At 33.1% G+C, this 23,357-nt stretch carries 24 protein-coding genes; 9 read left to right on the top strand and 15 right to left on the bottom strand.

Features of this window, described 5'->3' with window-relative positions; genetic code table 11:
* Positions 1-25 precede the first annotated feature (25 nt).
* Positions 26-397 carry an aggregation-promoting factor C-terminal-like domain-containing protein gene (locus PYW31_RS02410; RefSeq protein WP_046835824.1) on the top strand — a complete coding sequence of 124 codons (372 nt, stop codon included), beginning with the start codon at positions 26-28 and terminating at the stop codon, positions 395-397.
* 224 nt (positions 398-621) lie between these two features.
* On the opposite strand, the gene PYW31_RS02405 is transcribed toward PYW31_RS02410, so the two are convergent.
* On the bottom strand, positions 622-1,491 hold the full coding sequence (locus PYW31_RS02405) for a cation diffusion facilitator family transporter (protein ID WP_046835825.1): 870 nt from the start codon (positions 1,489-1,491) through the stop codon (positions 622-624).
* A 194-nt stretch (positions 1,492-1,685) separates the two neighbouring features.
* Positions 1,686-2,072 (bottom strand): GtrA family protein, encoded by a 387-nt coding sequence (locus tag PYW31_RS02400; RefSeq protein ID WP_046835826.1) that lies wholly within the window; start codon positions 2,070-2,072, stop codon positions 1,686-1,688.
* Between the two features lie 277 nt (positions 2,073-2,349).
* On the opposite strand from PYW31_RS02400, the gene PYW31_RS02395 reads away from it, so the two are divergent.
* Positions 2,350-3,555 (top strand): putative multidrug effflux MFS transporter TcaB, encoded by a 1,206-nt coding sequence (locus tag PYW31_RS02395; protein ID WP_046835827.1) that lies wholly within the window; start codon positions 2,350-2,352, stop codon positions 3,553-3,555.
* A gap of 221 nt (positions 3,556-3,776) precedes the next feature.
* The gene (locus PYW31_RS02390) at positions 3,777-4,388 is read left to right on the top strand and encodes a C39 family peptidase (protein WP_046835828.1); all 612 of its coding nucleotides are present in this window, start codon (positions 3,777-3,779) and stop codon (positions 4,386-4,388) included.
* 239 nt (positions 4,389-4,627) lie between these two features.
* Here the strand turns inward: PYW31_RS02390 and PYW31_RS02385 are convergent, their stop codons facing one another.
* On the bottom strand, positions 4,628-5,437 hold the full coding sequence (locus tag PYW31_RS02385) for a metallophosphoesterase (RefSeq protein ID WP_046835829.1): 810 nt from the start codon (positions 5,435-5,437) through the stop codon (positions 4,628-4,630).
* A 198-nt stretch (positions 5,438-5,635) separates the two neighbouring features.
* Between PYW31_RS02385 and PYW31_RS02380 the strand changes: the two genes are divergently transcribed.
* Positions 5,636-7,657, top strand: coding sequence for a cation:proton antiporter (locus PYW31_RS02380; RefSeq protein ID WP_046835830.1), 2,022 nt, complete (start codon positions 5,636-5,638; stop codon positions 7,655-7,657).
* A 285-nt stretch (positions 7,658-7,942) separates the two neighbouring features.
* Positions 7,943-8,443 carry a GNAT family N-acetyltransferase gene (locus PYW31_RS02375; protein WP_046835831.1) on the top strand — a complete coding sequence of 167 codons (501 nt, stop codon included), beginning with the start codon at positions 7,943-7,945 and terminating at the stop codon, positions 8,441-8,443.
* An 88-nt stretch (positions 8,444-8,531) separates the two neighbouring features.
* Here the strand turns inward: PYW31_RS02375 and pcp are convergent, their stop codons facing one another.
* The 3 genes from pcp to PYW31_RS02360 form a co-directional block, all read right to left on the bottom strand.
* Positions 8,532-9,173, bottom strand: coding sequence for a pyroglutamyl-peptidase I (pcp, locus tag PYW31_RS02370; RefSeq protein ID WP_046835832.1), 642 nt, complete (start codon positions 9,171-9,173; stop codon positions 8,532-8,534).
* Positions 9,174-9,315: 142 nt separating this feature from the next.
* The gene (locus PYW31_RS02365) at positions 9,316-9,756 is read right to left on the bottom strand and encodes a DUF805 domain-containing protein (RefSeq protein WP_046835833.1); all 441 of its coding nucleotides are present in this window, start codon (positions 9,754-9,756) and stop codon (positions 9,316-9,318) included.
* 150 nt (positions 9,757-9,906) lie between these two features.
* Positions 9,907-11,514 (bottom strand): M20/M25/M40 family metallo-hydrolase, encoded by a 1,608-nt coding sequence (locus PYW31_RS02360; RefSeq protein ID WP_046835834.1) that lies wholly within the window; start codon positions 11,512-11,514, stop codon positions 9,907-9,909.
* 273 nt (positions 11,515-11,787) lie between these two features.
* Here PYW31_RS02360 and PYW31_RS02355 point away from each other — a divergent pair, with 273 nt between their 5' ends.
* From PYW31_RS02355 to lrgB, 4 genes are all read left to right on the top strand, one after another.
* Entirely contained in the window at positions 11,788-13,545 is a 1,758-nt protein-coding gene (locus tag PYW31_RS02355; RefSeq protein ID WP_046835835.1) for a sensor histidine kinase, read from the top strand.
* Positions 13,542-14,306, top strand: a complete 765-nt coding sequence (locus PYW31_RS02350) for a response regulator transcription factor LytR (RefSeq protein ID WP_046835836.1) — start codon at positions 13,542-13,544, stop codon at positions 14,304-14,306. Before PYW31_RS02355 ends, PYW31_RS02350 begins: the two co-directional genes overlap by 4 nt.
* 120 nt (positions 14,307-14,426) lie before the next feature.
* Complete coding sequence (lrgA, locus tag PYW31_RS02345) at positions 14,427-14,870, top strand: antiholin-like murein hydrolase modulator LrgA (RefSeq protein WP_046835837.1); 444 nt, start codon at positions 14,427-14,429, stop codon at positions 14,868-14,870.
* A complete protein-coding gene (gene lrgB / locus PYW31_RS02340; RefSeq protein ID WP_046835838.1) occupies positions 14,867-15,568 on the top strand; it encodes an antiholin-like protein LrgB in 702 nt (233 codons plus the stop codon). The genes lrgA and lrgB overlap by 4 nt, the downstream gene beginning before the upstream one ends.
* A 178-nt stretch (positions 15,569-15,746) precedes the next feature.
* Here the strand turns inward: lrgB and PYW31_RS02335 are convergent, their stop codons facing one another.
* The 9 genes from PYW31_RS02335 to PYW31_RS02295 form a co-directional block, all read right to left on the bottom strand.
* Entirely contained in the window at positions 15,747-16,505 is a 759-nt protein-coding gene (locus PYW31_RS02335; RefSeq protein WP_046835839.1) for an alpha/beta hydrolase, read from the bottom strand.
* Between the two features lie 18 nt (positions 16,506-16,523).
* Positions 16,524-17,210 carry an ABC transporter permease gene (locus PYW31_RS02330; RefSeq protein WP_046835840.1) on the bottom strand — a complete coding sequence of 229 codons (687 nt, stop codon included), beginning with the start codon at positions 17,208-17,210 and terminating at the stop codon, positions 16,524-16,526.
* Positions 17,210-18,154 (bottom strand): osmoprotectant ABC transporter substrate-binding protein, encoded by a 945-nt coding sequence (locus tag PYW31_RS02325; protein WP_046835841.1) that lies wholly within the window; start codon positions 18,152-18,154, stop codon positions 17,210-17,212. Before PYW31_RS02325 ends, PYW31_RS02330 begins: the two co-directional genes overlap by 1 nt.
* 15 nt (positions 18,155-18,169) lie before the next feature.
* Positions 18,170-18,805: an ABC transporter permease gene (locus PYW31_RS02320; RefSeq protein WP_046835842.1), complete on the bottom strand. Its 636-nt coding sequence runs from the start codon at positions 18,803-18,805 to the stop codon at positions 18,170-18,172.
* Positions 18,805-19,989: a betaine/proline/choline family ABC transporter ATP-binding protein gene (locus tag PYW31_RS02315; protein ID WP_046835843.1), complete on the bottom strand. Its 1,185-nt coding sequence runs from the start codon at positions 19,987-19,989 to the stop codon at positions 18,805-18,807. The genes PYW31_RS02320 and PYW31_RS02315 overlap by 1 nt, the downstream gene beginning before the upstream one ends.
* 286 nt (positions 19,990-20,275) lie before the next feature.
* Positions 20,276-20,749, bottom strand: coding sequence for a thioesterase family protein (locus tag PYW31_RS02310; RefSeq protein ID WP_046835844.1), 474 nt, complete (start codon positions 20,747-20,749; stop codon positions 20,276-20,278).
* A gap of 1 nt (position 20,750) precedes the next feature.
* Entirely contained in the window at positions 20,751-21,716 is a 966-nt protein-coding gene (locus tag PYW31_RS02305; protein WP_046835845.1) for a 3-hydroxyacyl-CoA dehydrogenase NAD-binding domain-containing protein, read from the bottom strand.
* Positions 21,713-22,603 (bottom strand): beta-keto acid cleavage family enzyme, encoded by an 891-nt coding sequence (locus tag PYW31_RS02300; RefSeq protein WP_046835846.1) that lies wholly within the window; start codon positions 22,601-22,603, stop codon positions 21,713-21,715. The genes PYW31_RS02305 and PYW31_RS02300 overlap by 4 nt, the downstream gene beginning before the upstream one ends.
* 181 nt (positions 22,604-22,784) lie before the next feature.
* Complete coding sequence (locus PYW31_RS02295) at positions 22,785-23,330, bottom strand: TetR/AcrR family transcriptional regulator (RefSeq protein WP_046835847.1); 546 nt, start codon at positions 23,328-23,330, stop codon at positions 22,785-22,787.
* Between the last annotated feature and the right edge of the window lie 27 nt (positions 23,331-23,357).

The following is a 23,357-nucleotide window of genomic DNA, read 5'->3' as shown; positions in this document are numbered from 1 at the left end:
TAAATCTATTAGGAGGATTTATTTAATGAAAAAATTATTATTAGCATCTTTCGCATCAATCACTATTGCAGCAACTGGTTTCGGAGTAAGCTCTAATATACAAACAGCAGATGCCGCTGAAACACAAGAAGCTACACAATCAACAAGTGAGGTTTACAGCCAATTTATTGAAGCTGGTGGCACTAAATCACTTTGGGATAATGTTGTAATGCCTGAATCAAGTGGTAACCCTGACGCTGTAAACGAATTAGGATATAAAGGTCTAGGACAAACTAAAGAAGCATGGGGAACAGGTTCAGTAGAAGAACAAACTAAAGGTATGATTAATTATGCTGAAGAACGTTATGGCTCAATCGATGCAGCAGTAGATTTCCATGTAGCTAATGGCTGGTGGTAAAATCAATGTTTAGTAGCTTTCTACTAAACATAAATTATGCTAAGAAAACAGTGAAATCGCTTTACAATAGACTGCCTACAAAGTTACTGACTTTGTGGCAGTTTTTTTGTATATTCCCTAAATTATTACTACTATCACTTATAGTTAGTTACTAAAATAATAAAAGCCAGGCATTTACATGCCCAGCTTTTATAGGTTTCTTAAATATGTGCGTTAATTCACTATCATTGAATAGACGCTGGCTCAGGGTGTACATAAACTGAAGAAATCCCCTTCTCATGCATGTGTTGTTCAACAGCATCACATATATGGTGCGCATCTTCTAACGAAAGATCTGATTCAACAACAATTGTCACGTCAACAAATACGCTACTACCGTGATAGCGCCCTTTAATATTTTGAACGTCTATGACATCTTCGATATCTAATACATAGTTTCTATACTCTTCTAACTCTTGTTCATTAAACCCATCACTTAACGTAAAGATAGATTCTTTAAAAATTCCAAACCCTGTATATAAAATTAATAACCCTAAAATGGTCGCTAAAATCGTATCAATGATTGGTAATCCAAATTGAGTAAAAACCAAACCGATTGCAGTACCAATACTTACCAGTGCATCTGATAAATTATCTTTTGCTGCTGAATTTAACGAGCTGCTATTTGTACGCTTGGCTAATCGTTGATTAATGAAAAATACACCAATCATAATGATTCCACTGATAACACTAACATAAATTGTAATAATGTTAGGTGTATGATGTTCATTTGTAAATATTCTAGGAAAATTCTCTATTACGACTTGAATACCAACAAACATGATGATGAATGAAACTAATAATGTTGAAATATTTTCAGACTTTAAGTGGCCATATGGATGATTTTTATCTGCTGGCTTAATTGAGATTTTCAAACCAATAATCACCGCCAATGAAACGATAATATCAGTCATATTATTTAAACTATCCGCTCGTACAGCCGCTGAATTATATAAATAACCTACAGTAAACTTAGCTATAGAGAGTATGATATAGACGAATAGACTTAGATATGCGCCTTTTTGAGCAATTTTTAAATTTTCAGTTTGTGACATGACCTGCGACCACCTTAATAGATATTGGATATATATTATGACCTATTGCAAGCACATTTACAATAATTTTTTATTAAAAAATTATTTAATATAATTGTTCTAATTATTTTTTAGCCTTTCCTAAAAATGATTATTAAATTGCACAAAAATTAAGAAGGGCGCCTCTTCAAATTTAAGATTTGACCCTTCTTATATTAATCTTTAAGTATGTATTTAGATAACACAAATGTGATAGGAATTGTAATGATTAAGCCTACAAATGGTGCGACGACTGATGAAACGTGGAACCACTGTACAAAGATATATAATAACACTGTTTGAGTGCCCATATTGATCACTTGTGTTAAAGGAAATTGAATGAATTTCCGCCAAGTTGGTGTTACTTTATATACAAAGTAGCAGTTTAAATAATATGAAATAATAAAACTAACAATAAACCCACTAATATGACTAACCAAATAATTCAACCCAAGTATTTTTAATAAGAATAAATAAATAATATAGTAATCGAGTGTATTAATGCCCCCTACAATCACAAATTTTATAATCTCATAATGGGTTTTACTTATACTTAACTTCATACATTTACCCCTTTGCACTATGTTAAATATTAAAAATATGCCTTCACTCTATATGTAAAAATTAATTTATCATTAATTATTTACATGATACTTAGATTACGCTTCATACTGTATCATAATATAGTATGAAATGTATGATTCAACTAAAAAGAAACAAATGAACCGAACATAAACGATGATTGCATTTCATAAATCATATGTAATAATTACTTAGTTACAAAGTAACTAAACATGGTTATAATAAAACATTAGAAACATGAAAAAAGGAGAACATAATATGGACAAAACTTCCACACGTCAATTGCCTTTGATGGTCATCATCGTCTTAGGTATTATGACTACTTTTGGTCCTTTAACAATAGATATGTACGTTCCATCATTACCAAGTGTACAGAGTGATTTTAGTACAACTGCATCACAAGCGCAACTATCACTATCATTCGCTCTGATTGGTCTGGCAATTGGACAATTTATCTTTGGGCCACTATCAGATGCATTTGGACGTAAAAAAATTGCATTGATTATTATTGCTATATATGTGCTCACTTCATTTACAGCAATATTCACTTCTTCTATGTCACTTTTATTGATATTACGTTTGATTCAAGGATTAACAGGCGGTGGTGCAATTGTAATTGCTAAGGCGTCTATTGGTGACAAGCATAATGGCAAATCTTTAGCTAAAGGCCTAGCCTCACTACTAGTAGTAAATGGGATTATTACTATTATTGCCCCGCTACTTGGTGGCTATGCACTGAGTATTGCAAATTGGAAAGCCATTTTCCTAATACTAACTATCGTTAGTTTAGTTATATTTTTGTTTGCATTATGGAAAATGGAAGAAACTCATACACGAGATCTTTCAAAATTAAACTTTGGTGCGATTTTTAAAGATTTTGGTTATTTATTAAAGAAACCAACATTTATTATACCTATGTTATTACAAGGTCTAACATATGTAATGTTATTTAGCTTTTCTTCAGCTGCACCGTTCATCACACAGAAAATTTATGACATGTCTGCTCAACAATTTAGTGTACTGTTTGCGGTTAATGGTATTGGGTTAATTATTATGAGTCAATTAACTGCTAAATTAGTGGAATATGTAAACCGCTATGTTTTACTCATTTGCCTTACACTTATACAAATTTCGGGTGTAATACTCATTATCTTTACTCTGACATTACATTTACCTATTTGGGTATTAGTCATTGCGTTCTTTTTAAATGTCTGTCCTGTAACAGGTATCGGACCTTTAAGCTTTGCTTTAGCAATGGAGTCGCGGACTGGTGGTAGTGGCAACGCTTCAAGTTTACTTGGTCTTTTCCAATTCATACTAGGTGGTATTATGTCCCCACTTATAGGGATAAAAGGTGAATTTAACACTACACCTTACTTAGTCATTTTAATTATCACAACCATATTAATTATCTTATTGGAAATATCATTAAAAGTCATGAATAAAAATAATTTGGTACGTTAAAATAAAATAGAGTAGGTTCCAAAAGTAAGAGGATAGAGACTACGCTATAGTCTCTATCCTCTTACTTTTTTATTAGGGTAAGTACTCAACTTAACTATTACAATCTGTCGATTTCTTTTAAGCATTTTAATATGTATATTCACTAAATAAATATATAATATAACCAATAAAAATAATAAAACACAACATATTTCATAAAATGAACTAGGGGTGACGACACCATGAGTCAATTAATTTTACCAGTAAAACCGATTAGTCAACTTTTCCCAATACCTATGGTTATGGGATGCGAAGGCGTATCTGCTGCCATGATTCTACAATTTAACCAACATGCAGTTCCAGCCACTGAAATTATGAAACATTGGCCTAAACATAAAAACAATCCATATAAAGGGTACGTTGGACATCATCTCTGGGTTAAGTGGGGGCATCATCAAACAATATTCCCTACAGCTTTAGTTCCTCATCTCAAACAATATAATAAACATATCGTAGATAGTACAGGACAATCTTTATCAGAATTATGTCAGGTTATTGATCATGGTCAACCCATTGTTATCTATCATACTGTTTTAGGTCAACGCCCTTATAAGCGTATATTTAAATTAGATGAACAACCCACTAAACTTGTATCGAATATCCATGTAACTGTTTTAATTGGTTACGACGCGAACTACTATTATTATATTGATCCTTTATGGTCACATATTGGAAAATCAATTATTTTACCAGCATTCATACCGAATAAATACCAAGTTATTAAAATTAGAAAATCTAAGTTAGAAGCAAGCTACAATGCGCCGGGCCAAATGAGTTTTCATATTCAGTCATAATACTTAATTCGGCTCTTTAAATAACACGTTGCCAATCTCATCACACGTTTTTTAATGAAACACAAAAATTAAAACACTACCCTTTAGTTTTCAAATAAATTTACAATCTATATTTCGGTGCCGCTAAAAATTATAGACCCCCTACTGTGTTAGCTATGGAAAATCGATTTACCAATATATCAACAAGGATTTATCCTTATAACTTCCTTGTTGATTATAAGTTGTATTAACGCGCTTACTTATAATGAGAAACTATACAATGCATGATTGATTTCTTGCTCAATATTAGAAGTACGCCATTCCCGTTGGTAACCTAGACAAGGACATATATATGTTGTGCCGTTTTCTACAAATGTATTCCTAAAATGAACATGGCCCATAATACTATAACGGATATCATACTGCTGATATATCTGATCAAAATCAGATGTTCCAATAAATGCATTAAAGTAATCAAATATTCTGTGTGGTGTGGGTACAGCAAATCTAGGGTGCGTCACAATATGAGTCATAAGAATTATTTTCTTGTCTTTAACTCGTTCAATATCTTTAGTCGCTTGTCTTGCCGCTATATTTGATAACTTTCGGTCTTCCATGGGCCAATCAATCTTCACCTTGTCTTGCCAAGTAGCGCCATAATACTTTCTGCGTGCCACTCGTTCAAGCGAAAATTTCGGATTAGCATAGGTGTAATCATACCACCCTGTATTACCAACAATGGCCCATTCATCATTGATTACATAAGGTTTTCCTATGAGACACGCATCCATTTGTAGATAAAAATCTAAAATTTCTGCAGAGGTCACATCGGTTTCCGTTGCCCAAAAATCATGATTTCCTGGAATAAATAGTACTTTAATTTGCATTTCATACTCAATGTACTTTACAAATTGATTAGTCAACTTGTAATTATTCGAAATGTCTCCAGCAATCAATAATAAATCTATATGACGTTGATATAATACATTGCTTAAAACGTTCTGATAATCTTCAGGTGTCAAAGTTTTATGTCTATCAACATGTAAATCTGAAATCACGCCTATTTCCATTATTTATCACATTCCTCTTTTTTTATAACAATGTCATTATCACATAATTACTTATTACTTAAGAAATAATGCGCTTATATATTATATTAAGCACTATTAAAATCTTTTTATTTTTATTTGCCTTATAAGAAAAACTACTGTTTATGCGTTTTATATAATGGTAAAATAGAACAAACAAAATTATATAGAGGAGTATTTATGTTATTATTAGAAGCATTTTTAATTTTCATCATCGCTGTCATTATCAGCTCAATCATACATAATAAATTCCCTAAAATACCCATGGCTTTTATACAAATTGCACTTGGCGTCTGTGTATACATTCTTCCCATACCTATCCATTTTGAATTTGATTCAGAAGTGTTTATGATGGCTGTCATTGCACCATTACTATTTGTTGAAGGTACCCATGTATCACGCACAAAGTTATTAGAATATCGCAAACCTATTATTCTGATGGCAATGGCTTTAGTATTTACGACTGTTATAGGCGTAGGTTACTTTATTCATTGGTTTTGGCCTGAATTACCTATGCCTGCTGCTTTTGCAATTGCAGCAATCCTATGTCCAACTGATGCAGTAGCCGTTCAAGCCATTACAAAAGGTAAAATATTACCTAAAGGTTCGATGAATATTCTTGAAGGTGAATCATTACTAAATGATGCAGCTGGTATTATTTCTTTCAAAATCGCAGTTACAGCGTTAGTAACTGGCACTTTTTCGGCTTTTCAAGCTATTGAACAATTTATCATTTCAACGATTATCGGTATACTTATCGGGGCTATTTTTGGTTTTGTAATAGTTCGATTACGTATTTATTTATCTATGCATAAAGGTCTCAAAGATAGTAATACAATGATATTCATACAACTATTAACACCTTTCGTTGTATATCTTATCGCAGAAGTTTTTCACGCATCAGGGATTATCGCAGTGGTTGTAGCTGGACTCATGCATGGCTTTGAACGTGATCGTTTGATTCGAGCGCAGACTGAACTTCAAATGAACTATAACCAGATATGGAGTACTTTGAGCTATGCACTTAACGGCTTTGTATTTGTGGTATTAGGTTTTATCGTTCCTAAAGTTGTAGCTGAAATCATCAAAGAAGAACCACAAAATATTAAATTTTTAATTATTACTACACTTTTAATTGCATTAGCCATATATGTTTTTCGTTTTATATGGATATTCATTCTATTTAAACAATTTTATTATCCAAATAATATCCAATCTTATCTTAACGATGAACAAGAAGTGCCGCCTAAGCGTGCACACTATGCGTTTATCATGACCATGTGTGGTATTCACGGTACAATTTCACTTTCTATGGCCTTAACCTTACCAACATTATTGTCGCAAAATCAGCCATTTGAATTTAAAAATGATTTATTATTTATTGCTTCCCTGATGGTGCTTATTAGCTTGGTATCTGCACAGATTATCTTGCCGTTAATTACACCATCAGAACGTAAAATAACTACATCCACAATGAGTTACCCTGTAGCCAAAATATATATCATCGAAAATGTCATTTCTCATTTTAAATCTTTATCTAAAAAGGAACAAACAACAGATTATAATGCTGTGATATCAGAATACTTTGATGAAATGTTCTTCTTACTACAGATGACACCTGAAAATGAAAATTCTAAAGAAGTAAAACGCTTAGAGGATTTAGCTAATGAAATAGAAACTGAGACTTTAGAAAAATTAATCGCTCAAAATAAAATAGATAGACAAACGATTTTAAATTATCGTTCTGCATTAGAAGCATCTAGACAATACCAAGAATCAACCACACTTCATAAATTTAATATTGTCATTAAAATGTTAGTCTTGCGCCTAAGAGCGAAACGCCGTTCAAATATAACTAAATTTGAACAATATAAATCAAACTTCCAAGAAGTGAAAAAGGTAATGCGTATTGTACATCATAATGTTACATTGCGTATAAAAGCCGAACAAACAAACGACAATGTTTTAGAAGTAAGTATCGTCCTTAATCAATATTATAATCGCCTTCGATCAATTAGAAAGAATCAGAACAAACGCTTCCCAACATCTGATTCAACTACAGTTGACCTTAAATTAGAAGGGCTTTATTTACAAAGAAAGCATTTAGATGAACTTATTCGTAACAAACAAATTGATGCATCTATCGCTGCTCAAATAAGAGAAAATATTAATTACAATGAAATTATAGTTACAACAGAATAAACAGAAATCGTTGTTCCATGCTTAGTATTTTTTAGCATTGGTACAACGATTTTTATATACCTGAAATTTCATCTATTTTATTATTTCAAACATGCATTCTATTGCATTGCGTTTATATTTGATAAAGTTTGTATTGGAGTGAATTTTTGATGTGCCTTATATAAATCATAGTTTCATTCGGCATATGCTTTCAATCAATAAATTACTTATAATTATTTTAAAAATTGTTTTTCCAAAATTATTGATGCTATAATAAAATCAATTTAGTATGTAAGGGGGCTGTTTATGGAATTCACAATTAGAGAGCTGACAGAAAAAGATAAACATAGTAAAGCCATTGTCCATTATGAAAGTTGGTTAGAGACTTATAATCATATTTCTGTTAATGATTACTTAGAAAATCTTGATAAAGAACAGTTTATAAAAAAATCCTCCTTACATGATGTGCCTACCCTAGTCGCTGTCGTAGACAATGAAGTTGTTGGATTTATTTCTTATGGTAAGACGCATAACTATACTGCATCTGATAATTGGAGTGAAATTTATGCTTTATATCTATTAGAAGAATATCAACACCATATGATTGGTTTTGCGTTAACACAGCGTGCACTTGAATTATCCTATCCAGACAATGTTACACTTTGGGTTGTAGAAGAAAATGAAAATGCAATCCAATTCTATGAACAAGTTGGATTTAAACAAACAAACCAAAAGGAACCTGTTTACTTCGGGAAATTATATAATGAAGTGCGTATGAATTATGTACGTATAGATCATGATTATTAAGAAACGCACGCCGTGATTTCATACGACGTGCGTTTTGTTTTTGTTATAGATTTCACTTGTTTAGTGACTCAGGTCCAAAGCTAAAATATTATTGAATTTCACCTAAAGGCTTCTTTATATCTTCATTCGTATCTACTATCGTTGCTATTGCTGCTTGTAATCCTCTTTCCATCATTTCTAATGACATGGACGGTTGATTCACTTTGTTCACAACCTGTTCAGGGATAAATGGCACATGGATAAAACCAAATTTCATCTTAGGATATTGGGTATCTTGTAAGAAGCCTAGTTGATATAAAATGTGATTACATACAAAAGTCCCAGCTGTATTTGATAAACGTGCAGGTATACCTTGTGCTTTAATCGCTGCTGTCATACTTTTTACTGGTAAATTTGAAAAATATGCTTGTGCTCCGGTAATTTGTATCACTTCATCAATTGGTTGATTTCCTTCATTATCTGGTATACGTGCATCGTCAATATTCATAGCTATGCGCTCAGGTGTAATTTCAAATCTACCACCTGCTTGACCAACTACTAATACAATATCATATACTTTTTGCTGCAATTTCCCTTCAATGACTGTTTTACTTTTATGAAATACAGTAGGTATCTCTAGTTTATCTATAACACTCCCGTTAATTTTTTTCGGCAATAATTTTAAAATTTCCATAGCTGGATTAATTTGTTCATCACCAAATGGATCGAATCCTGCAACTAATATATTCATATTAATTTTCCCCTCCTTAAATATGAAAATGGAAGCATTCATTCCTATAAACGAATACTTCCACATTTACTAACATTTAGTAGCGGCCCTTATTTAAATACTCACCTTTGAAAGATTACATTATTAATGTATGTAACAATATTTATAACCATTTTAATTGTTCATCATCCACATGCCGTGAAGGTAATAATGTTATTACGATGAGTATCAGGGTACAAATCACTGAAATTATATTTAATGTAATCGCAATACCATTAATTTGACTGATATCAAAACCAATATCTACTAGTATGGATGTAACAATTAATATAACGGCAGATATTCTTTTTCTACCGGCATCATAAAAACGACGTAAAGTCACAGCAAACATAGGTACTAGTATAGCTATAACAAACATTCCTACCAAAGCAGACAAGATCACTCCTATAATAAATGACCCTGCTATAAAACTAAAAATACCAATCACTGCGATAATGAACAGACCAATAATATGAATTAATACTGGTGTCCAAAATTCTAATCGATCAGATTTACCTTGAAAATCTATGTATCTTTTCCAAAATTCCTTATACGCCTTTAACATATTGCAACCACTCCATTTTCTTTGTTGTGGACATTGCCATGTATTTTACATTAACTAATATATCGTAATACCCTTTAGATTAAAATCCATGCACAATAATATATATTTTCACAAACTGTAATATATTAGTAATAGCTGTTTACGATTTAACTAAGTTTCATCTATAAAACTTTTTATAATCTGCTCTAAAACTATAGGTAATTCTTCAAAAGCACTTTGTTTATGCAAACGTTCACTCACTTTATGTGCATCTTTACCAATTGGACCACATAATAATGTGGGTGCGCTTACCTTCTGCATTGACTCAAAAGGTATTGTGTAGGTTTGGTTAAAATTTGGTGCATTTTGACTATAGGTTGCCATTTGTTCTATGTTACCATCAAATTTCAAATAACTTGAGTCACTGATTCCATTAAAATAATGGATACGTTGGCTCTCATGATTAAATTGGTTTCGTAAAGTATGATGCACAATTGCGATAGTATCCTCAACTCGTGCGTCATAAGAAGCGTTTACAGCAGGATAATACGGTGTAGCAAAAAATGTTACAACGGCTGGTGCAATATTTCTACATAATTGCATTAAAGCATCAACTACATTAACACTTTGCATATGTAATGCTTGCGTGTGTTGTATCGCTTTGTCAATTTGTTGATTCACATATTTTTCACCATGCTGTTTAATCGCATATTGTTTTAATTGATTATATGTTAGGACATTAATTTTTGTGTCGAATTGTATGTCCTCTTCTTCTAAAATTGTTAACCAGTCACTTTCGCAACGTTCTATAGCCCGAATCACATTATCAATAAATTGTCTAAATAATTCATCTGGTGTTTTTTTAAATAAAAACATATTAAAGAGCCCTATTGTTCGAAAAGGCGTTTGTACATCATATGTCGATTTTTTGTCTCGCGTTACTAGTGAAACAGGTACAGGCGTCGCTTCATCTTCAAAATGCTCTTTAAACGCAATATTATATTCGATAGCTTGAGTAATATAACTCATCATAAAGTTGGAACTTAGCCCTTCAAGTGGATTACCTACATGTGTTTCTTTTCCATAACATAATACACCAGGCATGATTTTCCCTATAGAACCTGAATAGGTATAATGCTTTTCATCTGAACCTGCTTGTTGAAATGTCGGTTCACTATTTAAATGTAACTGAAAGTCCAATTGATAACGCTCTTTTAATTCAGCAATTGTTTCTATAGCTTTTCTCATTCCCGAAGAATTGACCTCTTCATCAGGCACTGTAACTAATATTAAGTTAACATCCCATGCCTCGAGGCTAGCACGTTCAATTAAGGATAGATGTAACATTAATCCTGCTTTCATATCCATTGTTCCTCGGCCAAATAAATACGTGTCATCGTTCAAATCTTTAATTGCTTGTTCATTTAAATAACTATCATTTTGTTTGAATAAAGCTGTTAATGCATCCGAATCAAATGCTTCAGCAGAAAAATAGCCATAATCATCCACACTTACCGTGTCATAGTGACTGATTAAAGTAATCGTTTTAGTTGAAGTATGTGCCTTATAAAATGCGACTACCGCTTCTTTATCATCTTCCGTTTGAACCATTTGTATATGAGACTTATTCATTTGAAAATATGTAAGTTGTAATAATAGTTGCTTTATAAAACTAGGAAATGTTAATTCACCTTCTGTATTGGTAACTGTTTGGTGCTTTACTAAACGATTTAATAAAGTTGCTCTATCTTCGTATGATTGCCACAATGCTTTTGTCACTCAACGACCCCCTTGATGTAAGCGTTATCCAAATTATAATACATGATACTTTTATAGCCAATCGATTCATTGTAATTTTAAATATAATTTGTAATTTATGCTATATTACTTTGTTCTTTTTTTCAAATAGTATTCACTTAATTGCTTCTATAAAGAATAACTGCCATCATTAAAACAATATTATCGTCATTGATGATTATCATTAATGAACTATTTAAAAAAAGAAGTCTGCTGTATAATAATATAAACAATCTATTTAAAAAGGTGTCTATCATGTTAAATTTATTTATTTTATTACTTGAGCGGGTAGGACTGATTATTTTAATCGCCTATATCCTCATGAATATCAACCATTTCAAAACAATGATGAATGAAAGGGATAAACGCTATGCGCAATGGCAACTCATCATCATTTTTGGCTGCTTTTCTATGCTTTCAAATTTCACTGGTATTCAAATTCAAGGTGATCAAGTGATTAATGGATCCGTATACAATCATTTAAACCCTGATGCTTCATTAGCAAATACACGTGTGTTAACAATTGGAGTTTCTGGTTTAATTGGCGGACCGATTGTAGCATTAGCCGTAGCTATTATTTCTGGACTCTATCGTGTATATATCGGCGGTGCCGATGCTTATATCTATTTAATTTCTTCTATTATTATTGCACTCGTATCTGGATACTTTGGCCATAAAGCTATGTGTGAACGTCGCTATCCTACGATTTTCAAAGGTGCACTCATTGGAGCTACTACCGAAGTCATCCAAATGCTTTGTATACTCATATTTTCAAACAACACTGAGCATGCTTGGAATTTAGTAAAATTAATTGCACTTCCAATGATTTCAATTAACTCAATTGGTACTGCAATCTTTTTATCTATTATCTTATCAACCATTAAAAAAGAAGAAGAAACACGAGCGATTCAAACACATGATGTTTTACAATTAGCAAATCAAACACTTCCCTACTTCCGGTCTGGTTTAAATGAACAATCAGCTAAACAAGCTGCTGAAATTATTCTAAACCTTATGCAAGTTTCAGCTGTCGCTATTACAAATCGTAAAGATATACTAACTCATGTAGGTGTAGCAAGTAATCATCATGTTGCTCAAAAACAAATCATTACTAACTTATCAAAAAAAGCGATTCAAAGTGGTACGCTTAAAGAAGCCTATTCAAGCGAAGAAATTGGTTGTAATCATCCAGGGTGTCCATTACAAGCTGCCATCGTCGTTCCTTTACATGTAAAAAATGAAGTTGCTGGAACTTTAAAATTGTATTTCACTGACAAAAATGATGTCACTTTTTCAGATAAACAACTTGCTACTGGACTTGCTGATATATTTTCAAGTCAACTCGAACTCGGTAAAGCCGAAACACAAAGTGCCTTAATTCGTGATGCAGAAATAAAGTCCTTGCAAGCACAAGTTAATCCTCATTTCTTTTTTAATGCGATTAATACAATTTCTGCTTTAGTCAGAATCGATAGCGAAAAAGCACGAGAATTACTTTTACAATTAAGCCAATTTTTCCGGTCTAACCTCCAAGGCGCCCGTAATAATATAATCTCTTTAGAAAAAGAATTACAACAAGTCAGTTCTTACCTATCATTAGAACAAGCACGCTATCCAAATCGTTTTGATGTTGATTTCGAAATAGAGTCGTCTTGCTATGATGCACTCGTACCACCATTTGCAATTCAAATACTGGTAGAAAATGCCATCAAGCATGCTTTTAAAAATCGTAAGCATGATAATAAAATACTCGTTAAAGTAATTAAAAATGAAAATGGCATACAAATATCTGTTTCTGATAACGGATTGGGTATACCAAAAGACAAACTGAATATACTTGGTAAAACAAGTGTGTATTCAGACTCTGGTACAGGCAGCGCCTTAGAAAATTTAAACCGCAGATTAGATGGCCTATTTGGTTTAACTGCAAAACTCAAAATTGATTCTAACCAATTGGGTACAAATGTGAGTTATACTATTCCATATTATACTTCTGAGGAGGATAACAATTGAAATCAATCATTGTCGATGATGAACCTTTAGCGCGTAATGAACTTCGCTATTTATTGAATAAAATACGCACATTCGAAGCTATAGACGAAGCTGAAAATGTAGCTGAAACCTTAGAATTACTTTTGTATGAGGATTACGATGTGATCTTTTTAGATATAAATTTGATGGATGAAAGTGGATTAGATCTCGCTAAAAAAATTAAAAAAATGAAGCATTCACCTTATATTATTTTTGCAACAGCACACGATACATTTGCAGTTAAAGCTTTTGAATTAAATGCCATTGACTATATATTAAAGCCATTTGAATTACAGCGTATTACACAAGCCATTCATAAAGTAGAAATTGCTCTAGAAACATACTCTGTTAAAAGTAATAATGTTGATTTATCGCATAATGCACAGACACATACTGACAGTATTGAATTCCCTCAAGCTGTATTACCAATTGAAGTTAACGAACGTATTCACATTATTAATCTTGAAGATATTATTGCAATTTCCGTAAATAATGGTATAACCACGATACACACTAAAACGGAAGATTTTGAAACAAACGAACCACTTAGTCAATATGAAAAACGTATTTCTAACCAACAATTTATGCGTATACATCGTGCAACCCTTATTAACAAAGCACATATTCTAACGATTGAGCATTGGTTTAATTACACGTACCTACTCACTATGACTAATCAATTAAAATTTCAAGTCAGTCGCTCTTACATGAAACCGTTCAAACAAGATATGGGATTATCTTGATTTTCACATTCTAATTTATGCATTTCAGAGATAACGTCTAGTAAGTCACTTTAAAACCACACATAAGTAATCGCTTTCATTTTATAATTGACCCAAGATCATTACGGGAGGCAATTTATTATGAAAGCTAAAAACCTACAAGATACAGAAAATAAACATCCATCAAAAACATATCATTTTTTCCACCAAGCACTAGTAATAGCAATCATAATGTTTGTATCAAATATTATTGAAAGCTTTATGCCAATTCCAATGCCTGCTTCAGTAATAGGGTTAGTGCTACTGTTCATAGCACTTTGTACAGGAATTATTAAACTAGGTGAAGTTGAAAAAGTCGGAACAACTTTAACAAATAATATTGGGTTCTTATTCGTACCTGCAGGCATATCAGTCATTAATTCACTTGGTGTTTTAAGTACGAGTCCAATACTCATTATTTTATTAATAATTATATCAACACTATTGTTGCTATTGTGTACAGGATTCTTTTCCCAAATGCTTATTACCAAATCCTTTATTCCCAGAAAAAAAACACACAAAAGACTTGCGGAGGATAAGATATGATTGAACATTTAGCGATTAACACACCCTATTTCGGTATTTTACTATCATTAATACCTTTTATTATTGCGACTTTGTTATTCAAAAAAACAAAAGGTTTCTTCCTATTCACACCATTATTTGTATCTATGGTTGTAGGTATTGCATTTCTAAAATTAACTGGAATCGATTATGCAAATTATAAAATTGGCGGAGACATCATTAATTTCTTCTTGGAACCAGCAACAATTTGTTTTGCTATTCCATTATATAAAAGACGTGATGTTTTAAAAAAATATTGGAAACAAGTACTTGGAGGTATTACACTCGGTACAACAGCTGCACTAATTTGCATTTATTTAATAGCAGAAGCATTTCAATTTTCTAATGGCATCATTGCATCTATGTTGCCTCAAGGCGCTACAACTGCGATTGCACTACCTGTATCAGCAGATATCGGTGGTATTAAAGAATTAACATCTCTTGCCGTGATTCTGAATGGTGTCATCATTTATGCTTTAGGTACAAAACTTATTAAATTATTTAATATTACTAACCCTATTGCTCGTGGTCTTGCACTCGGTACCAGCGGACATTCCCTTGGTGTATCATCTGCGCAAGAATTCGGTGAAACCGAAGCATCAATGGCATCCATTTCATTAGTCATCGTAGGTGTGATTGTCGTAGTTGTTGCCCCTATTCTCGCAACTTTATTATTGTAATTATATGATACGCAACTATTACACTGCCTTGAGATATAGGCAATGATTTATATCAGTACTTTAACTATATAACCTAAAGTTATTTCGTATCATAATATAATAAAAAGCCTCATGCTTTATCGGTACATTGTTGTGTACCAATGGCATGAGGCTTTTTATTTTTTTCAGTTAGCGTTAGTTACGCTACAAACCATTCAATTGCACGTTTAATAGCTTGATCCCAATAAGCATAATCATGGTTACCAGGTCCATCTTCAAATTGATATCGTATCCCTTTATCTTCTAAATAATTTATAAATTGTTTATTATCCTCATAGAGCATATCTTCTGTACCACACATAATAAGTAACTCAGGGATGCTTTTATCTTTATTTATAGCTTCATCGACTAAATAATAAGGATCTAGTTCTGTCCCCTTAGTTGTTTTATCAACACCTGCAATGGCTTGTCCTGAAAAATCGTGCCAATCAATATCCATGAATGCTTGTGCATTAAATACAGATGACAGTGGACAGGCTTTTGCAAAGCGATGTCCATGAGTTAAAGCATATTTTATCGTTCCATATCCACCCATTGAGTGCCCTGCGATAAAATTATCTTCTCTTGCATGTGATAATGGTAAAATTTGGTGTGCATAATCTAACACTTCCAACACATAGTCAAAGTATTTATGACCAAATTCCATATTACTATAACCACTATGATCAGCATTTGGCATAATCACTGCCATTTGATGATCATTAGCATAACGTTCAATACTTGTATAACGCATATATGATGTTTCGTCACTTGATAAGCCATGTAATAATAACATAGTTTTTAATTGTTTCGGTTCTTTATCGGTATTAAAGTAACTTATATCTTCTGGTAATATTGCTATAAATTGATGATTCATACCAATCGTTTTCGACTTATAATTGATAGTTAACATTGCCATATCATTTCACTACTTTCATCATTGATTAATCCCTTGAGGTTTTTGTTTTTTCTGAGTTCTAGTTGTAGGATCTAATCGTTTTTCTAAAAATCTTAACCCAACATCTATTAGAATTGCAATTAATGCGATCGGTATTGCACCTGCTAAAATAAATGTCGTCCCATCAGTAGCATTCGTACCTCGAATTACAATATCACCTAATGTTGGCGCACCTATAAATGAACCAACAGCTACAACGCCGATAGCTACAACAAGCGCTATTCTTAAACCACCTAAGATTACAGACAAAGACAATGGTAATTCAATCATACGCAATACCTGATTGCGTGTCATTCCCATGCCTTTACCAGCGTCTTTGATATTTTCATCTACACCGACAATACCGGTAAAAGTATTTTTAATAATCGGGAGTAATGCATATAAGAACACCGTTACCACTACTGTGGTAGGGCCTAATCCCATAACTAACATTAAAATCGCTAGCATTGCAATGACTGGTACTGTTTGTATAATATTCGCAATCGTAATAATCGCCCATGATAGTTTCTTATATCTAGCTATAATAATACCTAGTGGAATACCCACAATTGCTGCAAATAACACACCATACACAGACATAAGTAAATGCTTAATAAATAAATCCCAAAGGTAGCCAAAGTTTACTGAATAATATTCGACTAATTGCTGTAATAAATTACCCTCCATTAGTTTTGACCACCCTTCTTATCATTTTCAAAATAGTTATATTTTTTCAAGAAGTTTTCTGCAACAACTGCTGGCTCTTTACCTTTACCATCAGCTTGATAATTAAGCTCTTGCATTTCACTTGTTGAAATCTTCTTCTCTAACTTATTAATAATCGGTTTTAATTCAGGATATTTATCTAATAATTCATTTGTTGCTACAGAACTAGCTGCATAAGGTGGGAAAAAGCGTCTATCATCTTTCAATACTTTTAAATCATATGCCGCAATTCTCCCATCTGTTGAATACCCTACTGCTACATCAAGGTTTTTAGAATTTAATGCATCATATACTAAACCAATTTGCATCGGTCTAACTGTATTAAATTTAAATCCATATTCTTTTGTAAACCCTGGATAACCATCACCTGCACGATTTAACCATGAACTATCGACACCTAATTTTAATTCATCACTATGTGCTTTCAAATCAGACACTGTTTCCAAATTATATTTTTTAGCTGTTTCTTTTGTAACCATAAACGCATATGTATTTGCAAAACCATATGAATTAAAGAACGTTTGATTAAATTTCTTTTGGAAACCTTCTTGGGTAGCTTTCATTGCTTTTTCTGGATCTTTAATAGGATCTTCATTTAATGCACCTGTTAAGTCTGTACCATTGTAACGAGCACCAGACATATTAGCATCACCATTTACAAGAGCGTTGTGCTGAATTGTACTCGATCCTAAGTTATTTATTAATGTTGGTTTAATCTTTCCATCTGTATCATGTTCTATTAAAAGCCTCAACATATGAGACATAATTTGTGATTCACTCGTCGCAAGCGCTGTAATCTTAACTTCGTTGTCTGAGCTATTTCCACCTAAACCGGGTAAACTACATCCAGATAACACCGTCAGACACAGTACAAGTGCGATACAATACTGTTTCAATCGTTTCATAATGTCCTCCTTAATTTATCTGGATACTTTTAATCCTTTTGGCACTGCCCATTTTTCAACTAATGATAGTAACACATCAACAATTAGGGCTAATGCCGTTACTAATACTGCTGCACTTACAATCATTAATGGATCATATAAATTCAAGCCGTTAAATACAAAGTCACCTAAACCGCCAGCACCGACATAACTCGCAAGTGTAGCCCAGCTGATTACATAAACTGATGATAATCGAATACCACCTAAAATCAACGGTAAAGCTAATGGCAATTCCACATCTTTCATTAATTGAAAACGAGTCATGCCCATACTTATTGCCGCTTCTTTAATATTACTATCGATATTTTTAACACCTAAAACAGTATTATTTAATATTGGTAAAAGTACATAGATAAATAAAGCTATGATTGCTGGTAATTTTCCAACACCAAAAATTGGTATCATAACCGCAAGTACAGCCAATGTAGGAATCGTTTGTAATACACCAGCAACTGTAAGCACAATGTTTGAAGTTCTCTTCATCTTGGATAGAATTATTCCTAAAGGCACAGCTACTACAATGGCAATCAACAAAGCGATCATTGAGATATAAAAGTGTTCTACTGTTTTAGAAATCAGTTGACCACCATATTGCTCTATGAATTGTTTCATTATATATCAGCTCCTACATTATCGGGCTCTACAATTGCATCTTCAGTAGCGCTAACATCTTCATCTAATTCTCCCCAAATACTGTCATAAACGATATCTACTAAGTTGGCTCTCGTAACTAATCCAATCAATGTTTTACCATCACTATCCACTACTGGCACATTTCTTACATTTCTCTTAAGAATAGTACGAACAGAGTCTTGTAATTTACTGTCTATTCTCACTCTATAAATATCACGTTGCATCATATCAATAAGATCCTTATGCGTTCTTAAACCTTGATTGATATCTTCAATATCTAAGTAGCCTAATAATCTGCTATTGTTACCTACTACAAAAATAGTATCGACACGACGTGCCCTCATAATTTCTACCGCTTCATTCAGTGTACTATCTGCATGTACTGTAACTGGTTTAATCATCGCATCTTTAACCGTACGCATGTTAGGTCTATCTTGTATCAATCTATTTTGACCAATAAAGTCACGTACAAAGTCGTTTGCTGGATGACGCAAAATATTGTCAGGTGTGTCATATTGAATCACTTGTCCTTCTGACATAATACAAATTTTGTCGGCTAGCTTGATAGCCTCATCCATATCATGAGTGACAAATATAAATGTTTTACCTAATTTTTGTTGTAACTCTTTAACTAAATCTTGTAGCGTGTCTCTAGTAATTGGATCTAATGCCCCAAAAGGCTCGTCCATCAGAATAACATCTTGTTCAGCTGCCAATGCTCTAACAACACCTATACGCTGTTGTTGACCACCAGAAAGTTGTGATGGGTATCTATCTAAAAACTCTTCAGGTAAGTCGACTAATTTAATTAATTCTTTTGCCTTTTTTTCTTTCTTTTCTTGTGACCATTTCAATAACTTAGGTACTAAAACAATATTTTCTCTAATAGTCATATGTGGCATCAATCCGATTTGTTGTATAACGTAACCAATTTTTCTACGCAATTCCACTGGATTCATCTTACGGACATCTTTGCCATTAATTGTAATTTGTCCCTCAGTTGCTTCTATCATCCTATTTATCATTCTTAAGGCAGTTGTCTTACCACTACCACTCGTACCAATAAATGCTATAAATTCACCAGATTCAACCTCTAATGAAATATTATCCACAGCTTTTTTACCGCCGCCATAGACTTTAGATAAGTTTTTAATACTTAACATGGGTCAATTCCTTTCTATGTACATATTCAATTTCAACTATTCCCTAATAAATTTAGGGCTACCTGTGGATGTTATACAAATTCTAAAATAAGTAAAAACATGAGCACATATAGCCCTAATTTATTCATGTTTCGCTAAATACATATAAATAAATAGCCATTTTTGCTTAGATATTTTATCAACCTATATATAATAAGATACATCAATTAATAAAATTAAACAATTTATAATAGCGAACTTTGTTTCTTCACACATTCAAAAAAACTTTTATTCAATAGCCTAAAATTTATTTTCGTTTGATTCCAATATGATGCCCAAGTTCTTCTGGTTGATGTTGAATTAATGCAATATCTGCATAAAATTCAACTGCTTTTCTAATAGTTTCTGGAAATGGCTTCGGTTTATTAGATTCAGTATCCATACCCATTAGCATCACTTCATATGTCGCACATCTGTCATTTTGCTCATTTTTTAATGTCATAAATACGTGTAAACGCTTTGCGTCAAAATCAAACAATTCTACTGTGACAGTGATGAACTCATTTACTTTTATTTCTTTTAAATACATCACGTGATTTTCAAGCGTGAATATTGTATATTTCAATTGTTCAATCGCTTGTAAATCTAACCCTAAAGTAGCTAACCACGCGTCTGTTGCATCGCTGAATACTCGATTATATTCAGCATCATTCATATGACCATTATGATCTACCCAAATTTGTTTTACGGTTGTCGTATATTCAAATAGTGATTGAGTCATATTAATACACCGACTGAGTATTGCTTTTTTTCATTGAAGGTGTATCTTCTGGCCAATATGTTTCTGCAAGTTGTTTCACTTTAACTAAAAATTCATTTCGTTTTTGGTCAAGTTCTGACATTGTTTGTCCTTGTGATGAAGATTCACATCCATTGACGACTTCATCATAAAGTTCTTGTGTTAATTCAGGAGCTAATAACTTAGTCCAAGGTTTTTTCAATGCAGGGCCAAATTGTTTTAACATATGACGCATACCGCCCTCACCACCAGCTAAATGGAATGTCATAAACGGACCATATTGTGCATAACGCAATCCAGCTGCGTGGGTAAATGCTTTATCTACTTCTTCTGTAGTAGCGATGCCATCATTGACTATATGCAATGCTTCTCTCCATAAAGCCTCCATCAGTCTGTCAGCTACATGTCCTTCAATTTCATGTCTCACATGTAGTACATCCATACCAATACTCTCGTAAATTGTTTCAGCTTTTACAGTTGTTTCTTCTGTAGTTAATTTACCAGGAACAATTTCAACTAATGGTAAAATATATACAGGATGGAATGGATGCGCTACCACAAGCCTTTCTGGGTGTTGTAAATTCTTTTGTAATTCTGAAGGCATGATACCTGATGTACTAGAACCTATTATAGCATCAGGTTTTGCATAGAAATCTATCTCAGTTAATACTTGATCCTTTAATGATTCAATTTCTGGCACATTCTCTTGAATGTGATCTGCATCTTTAACTGCTTCTTCTAAATGAGGGGTAAACGTTAAATTTTCTAAGGATGCATTTTCTGCTAAGCCAATTTGTTCAGCATATGGCCAATTTTGTTTCACTTGTTTCAACATACTTTCAAATGCATTTTCACTCGGATCTGTCGCAATGACTTCATGTCCATGTGCTAATATTCTTGTAATCCAACCGCTACCTATTACACCCGTACCTACAACTGCAAACTTCATTTTGTACCTCCTTGTGGCGATCTAAGCTGATACTTTTCACGCGCCTCTGCCGGTGTCATCGGCTCAATGTCTAAATCTTTGAGTATTTCCACTGCTTTTTCAACAAGTTGTTCGTTAGATGCTTTTACACCCTTTGCTATATATAAATTGTCCTCTAACCCAACACGAACGTTACCACCACGTTTTGCTGCTTCCTCTACTGTTGGAAATTGCATTCTTCCAATACCAAATGCTGACCATTCTGCATTTTCAGGTATACGTGTTTTAAAATATTCGATGGTTTCTGGATCATTTTCAGCGCCCCATGGAATACCTAAACAGAATTGGAATAGCGGTGTACCTTCAATAAGCCCTTCATTTATCAATTGTTTTGCAAAAGAAATATGACCACTATCAAAGCACTCTAGTTCTGGTTTAACCCCTGCATCCTTGACCAATTGAGCTTGTTTCCTCAACCAATCTGCAGGACTCAAATAAATAGCGTCGCCCATATTGACGCTGCCACAATCTAATGTACACATTTCAGGTAATAACGTACCAACTGGTTCATGTCGCTCATCAGGGGTTTGCATATCGGATCCTTTTTCTGCTTTATACGGATCTTCGAGGCTTGGAATAAAATCTCCGCCTCCACCTGATGTAATATTAATAATGATATCTTCATCTGCTTCTCTAATTAGTCTTACTGCTTCTCTAAAAAACTCCACATCATGACTAATCCCCCCTGTTTTTGGGTCTCTCGCATGAATATGTGCTACAGTAGCACCAGCCTTTGCACATTTAATTGCAGAATCAGCAATTTCTTGTGGCGTCACAGGGACATGCTTATTTTTATCTACAGTATCTCCAGCACCTGTCAATGCTGCTGTTAGCATAACTTTTTTCATTGATATAAACCTCCAAGAGAGTTTTTAATACATCGGTTAGTGTACCAACTGGACGGTTTAGTTTCAAGTCCTTGAAAATTTAAAAAAAAGAATAATCAACTTTAACTTGTTGATTATTCCTATACTATTGCACCTTATAACGTATTTTATTTTTTATAATTCTTTTTATATTTTTATATTTTTAAGTATTTGAATTGTCTGTATAAGTTGTTAAACGATCTAACACTTGTGCTCTCATAGACTCATCAAGGGCATCTAATCCAAAGATTTCCGATAACCATAAACCATCTATCGCCAACCTTATTATCGTAGCGTCAACCTTATCAAGACCGTCATGCTCAATTTTGTTTTGCCATGTCTTATAAGTGTCTTGCAATGGTAATAATAATTGACTGTTAATACCTTGCGCTGCAAGCATCCCTGAAGTTATAGAAGCATTTTCTGAACGATGTTCCCGTGTCGCTTCAATAAATGCCCGTACCCACTTACCTTGTTCTTGTGGATCTTCTTGCACACGGTGATTCACATTACTTCTATACAATTCATCAGCATGATCAACGAGTCCTTGTACTAATGTTAATTTATTTTTAAAATGATACAGTAATCCACCTTTACTAACCCCAGCTTTCTTAGCAACCGCATCCAAAGTTAAGTATTCACTACCTTGTTCATTGACAATTGCCGCCGCTGCTTCAAGTAATTGTGTTCTCTTAGAAACTCTTGGCATGCGTACATCTCCCTTTCAATTTCCTAG

Origin of the sequence: Staphylococcus succinus, assembly GCF_029024945.1 — a bacterium.
Taxonomy (GTDB): Bacteria; Bacillota; Bacilli; order Staphylococcales; family Staphylococcaceae; genus Staphylococcus; species Staphylococcus succinus.
Note: the sequence above shows the minus strand (reverse complement) of the source record. Positions and strands in the feature narration are given on the sequence as shown.

Coding starts and splice junctions, on each gene's coding strand:
- PYW31_RS02335 (WP_046835839.1), bottom strand. CDS start 16,505: ATGGCAATGTTAACTATCAATTATAAGTCGAAAACGATTGGTATGAAT.
- PYW31_RS02315 (WP_046835843.1), bottom strand. CDS start 19,989: ATGTTAAGTATTAAAAACTTATCTAAAGTCTATGGCGGCGGTAAAAAA.
- PYW31_RS02365 (WP_046835833.1), bottom strand. CDS start 9,756: ATGTTAAAGGCGTATAAGGAATTTTGGAAAAGATACATAGATTTTCAA.
- PYW31_RS02380 (WP_046835830.1), top strand. CDS start 5,636: ATGTTATTATTAGAAGCATTTTTAATTTTCATCATCGCTGTCATTATC.
- PYW31_RS02410 (WP_046835824.1), top strand. CDS start 26: ATGAAAAAATTATTATTAGCATCTTTCGCATCAATCACTATTGCAGCA.
- lrgB (WP_046835838.1), top strand. CDS start 14,867: ATGATTGAACATTTAGCGATTAACACACCCTATTTCGGTATTTTACTA.
- PYW31_RS02400 (WP_046835826.1), bottom strand. CDS start 2,072: ATGAAGTTAAGTATAAGTAAAACCCATTATGAGATTATAAAATTTGTG.
- PYW31_RS02310 (WP_046835844.1), bottom strand. CDS start 20,749: ATGACTCAATCACTATTTGAATATACGACAACCGTAAAACAAATTTGG.
- PYW31_RS02375 (WP_046835831.1), top strand. CDS start 7,943: ATGGAATTCACAATTAGAGAGCTGACAGAAAAAGATAAACATAGTAAA.
- PYW31_RS02295 (WP_046835847.1), bottom strand. CDS start 23,330: ATGCCAAGAGTTTCTAAGAGAACACAATTACTTGAAGCAGCGGCGGCA.
- PYW31_RS02300 (WP_046835846.1), bottom strand. CDS start 22,603: ATGAAAAAAGTTATGCTAACAGCAGCATTGACAGGTGCTGGAGATACT.
- PYW31_RS02385 (WP_046835829.1), bottom strand. CDS start 5,437: ATGGAAATAGGCGTGATTTCAGATTTACATGTTGATAGACATAAAACT.
- PYW31_RS02305 (WP_046835845.1), bottom strand. CDS start 21,716: ATGAAGTTTGCAGTTGTAGGTACGGGTGTAATAGGTAGCGGTTGGATT.
- PYW31_RS02355 (WP_046835835.1), top strand. CDS start 11,788: ATGTTAAATTTATTTATTTTATTACTTGAGCGGGTAGGACTGATTATT.
- PYW31_RS02325 (WP_046835841.1), bottom strand. CDS start 18,154: ATGAAACGATTGAAACAGTATTGTATCGCACTTGTACTGTGTCTGACG.
- PYW31_RS02390 (WP_046835828.1), top strand. CDS start 3,777: ATGAGTCAATTAATTTTACCAGTAAAACCGATTAGTCAACTTTTCCCA.
- pcp (WP_046835832.1), bottom strand. CDS start 9,173: ATGAATATATTAGTTGCAGGATTCGATCCATTTGGTGATGAACAAATT.
- PYW31_RS02330 (WP_046835840.1), bottom strand. CDS start 17,210: ATGGAGGGTAATTTATTACAGCAATTAGTCGAATATTATTCAGTAAAC.
- PYW31_RS02320 (WP_046835842.1), bottom strand. CDS start 18,805: ATGAAACAATTCATAGAGCAATATGGTGGTCAACTGATTTCTAAAACA.
- PYW31_RS02405 (WP_046835825.1), bottom strand. CDS start 1,491: ATGTCACAAACTGAAAATTTAAAAATTGCTCAAAAAGGCGCATATCTA.
- lrgA (WP_046835837.1), top strand. CDS start 14,427: ATGAAAGCTAAAAACCTACAAGATACAGAAAATAAACATCCATCAAAA.
- PYW31_RS02395 (WP_046835827.1), top strand. CDS start 2,350: ATGGACAAAACTTCCACACGTCAATTGCCTTTGATGGTCATCATCGTC.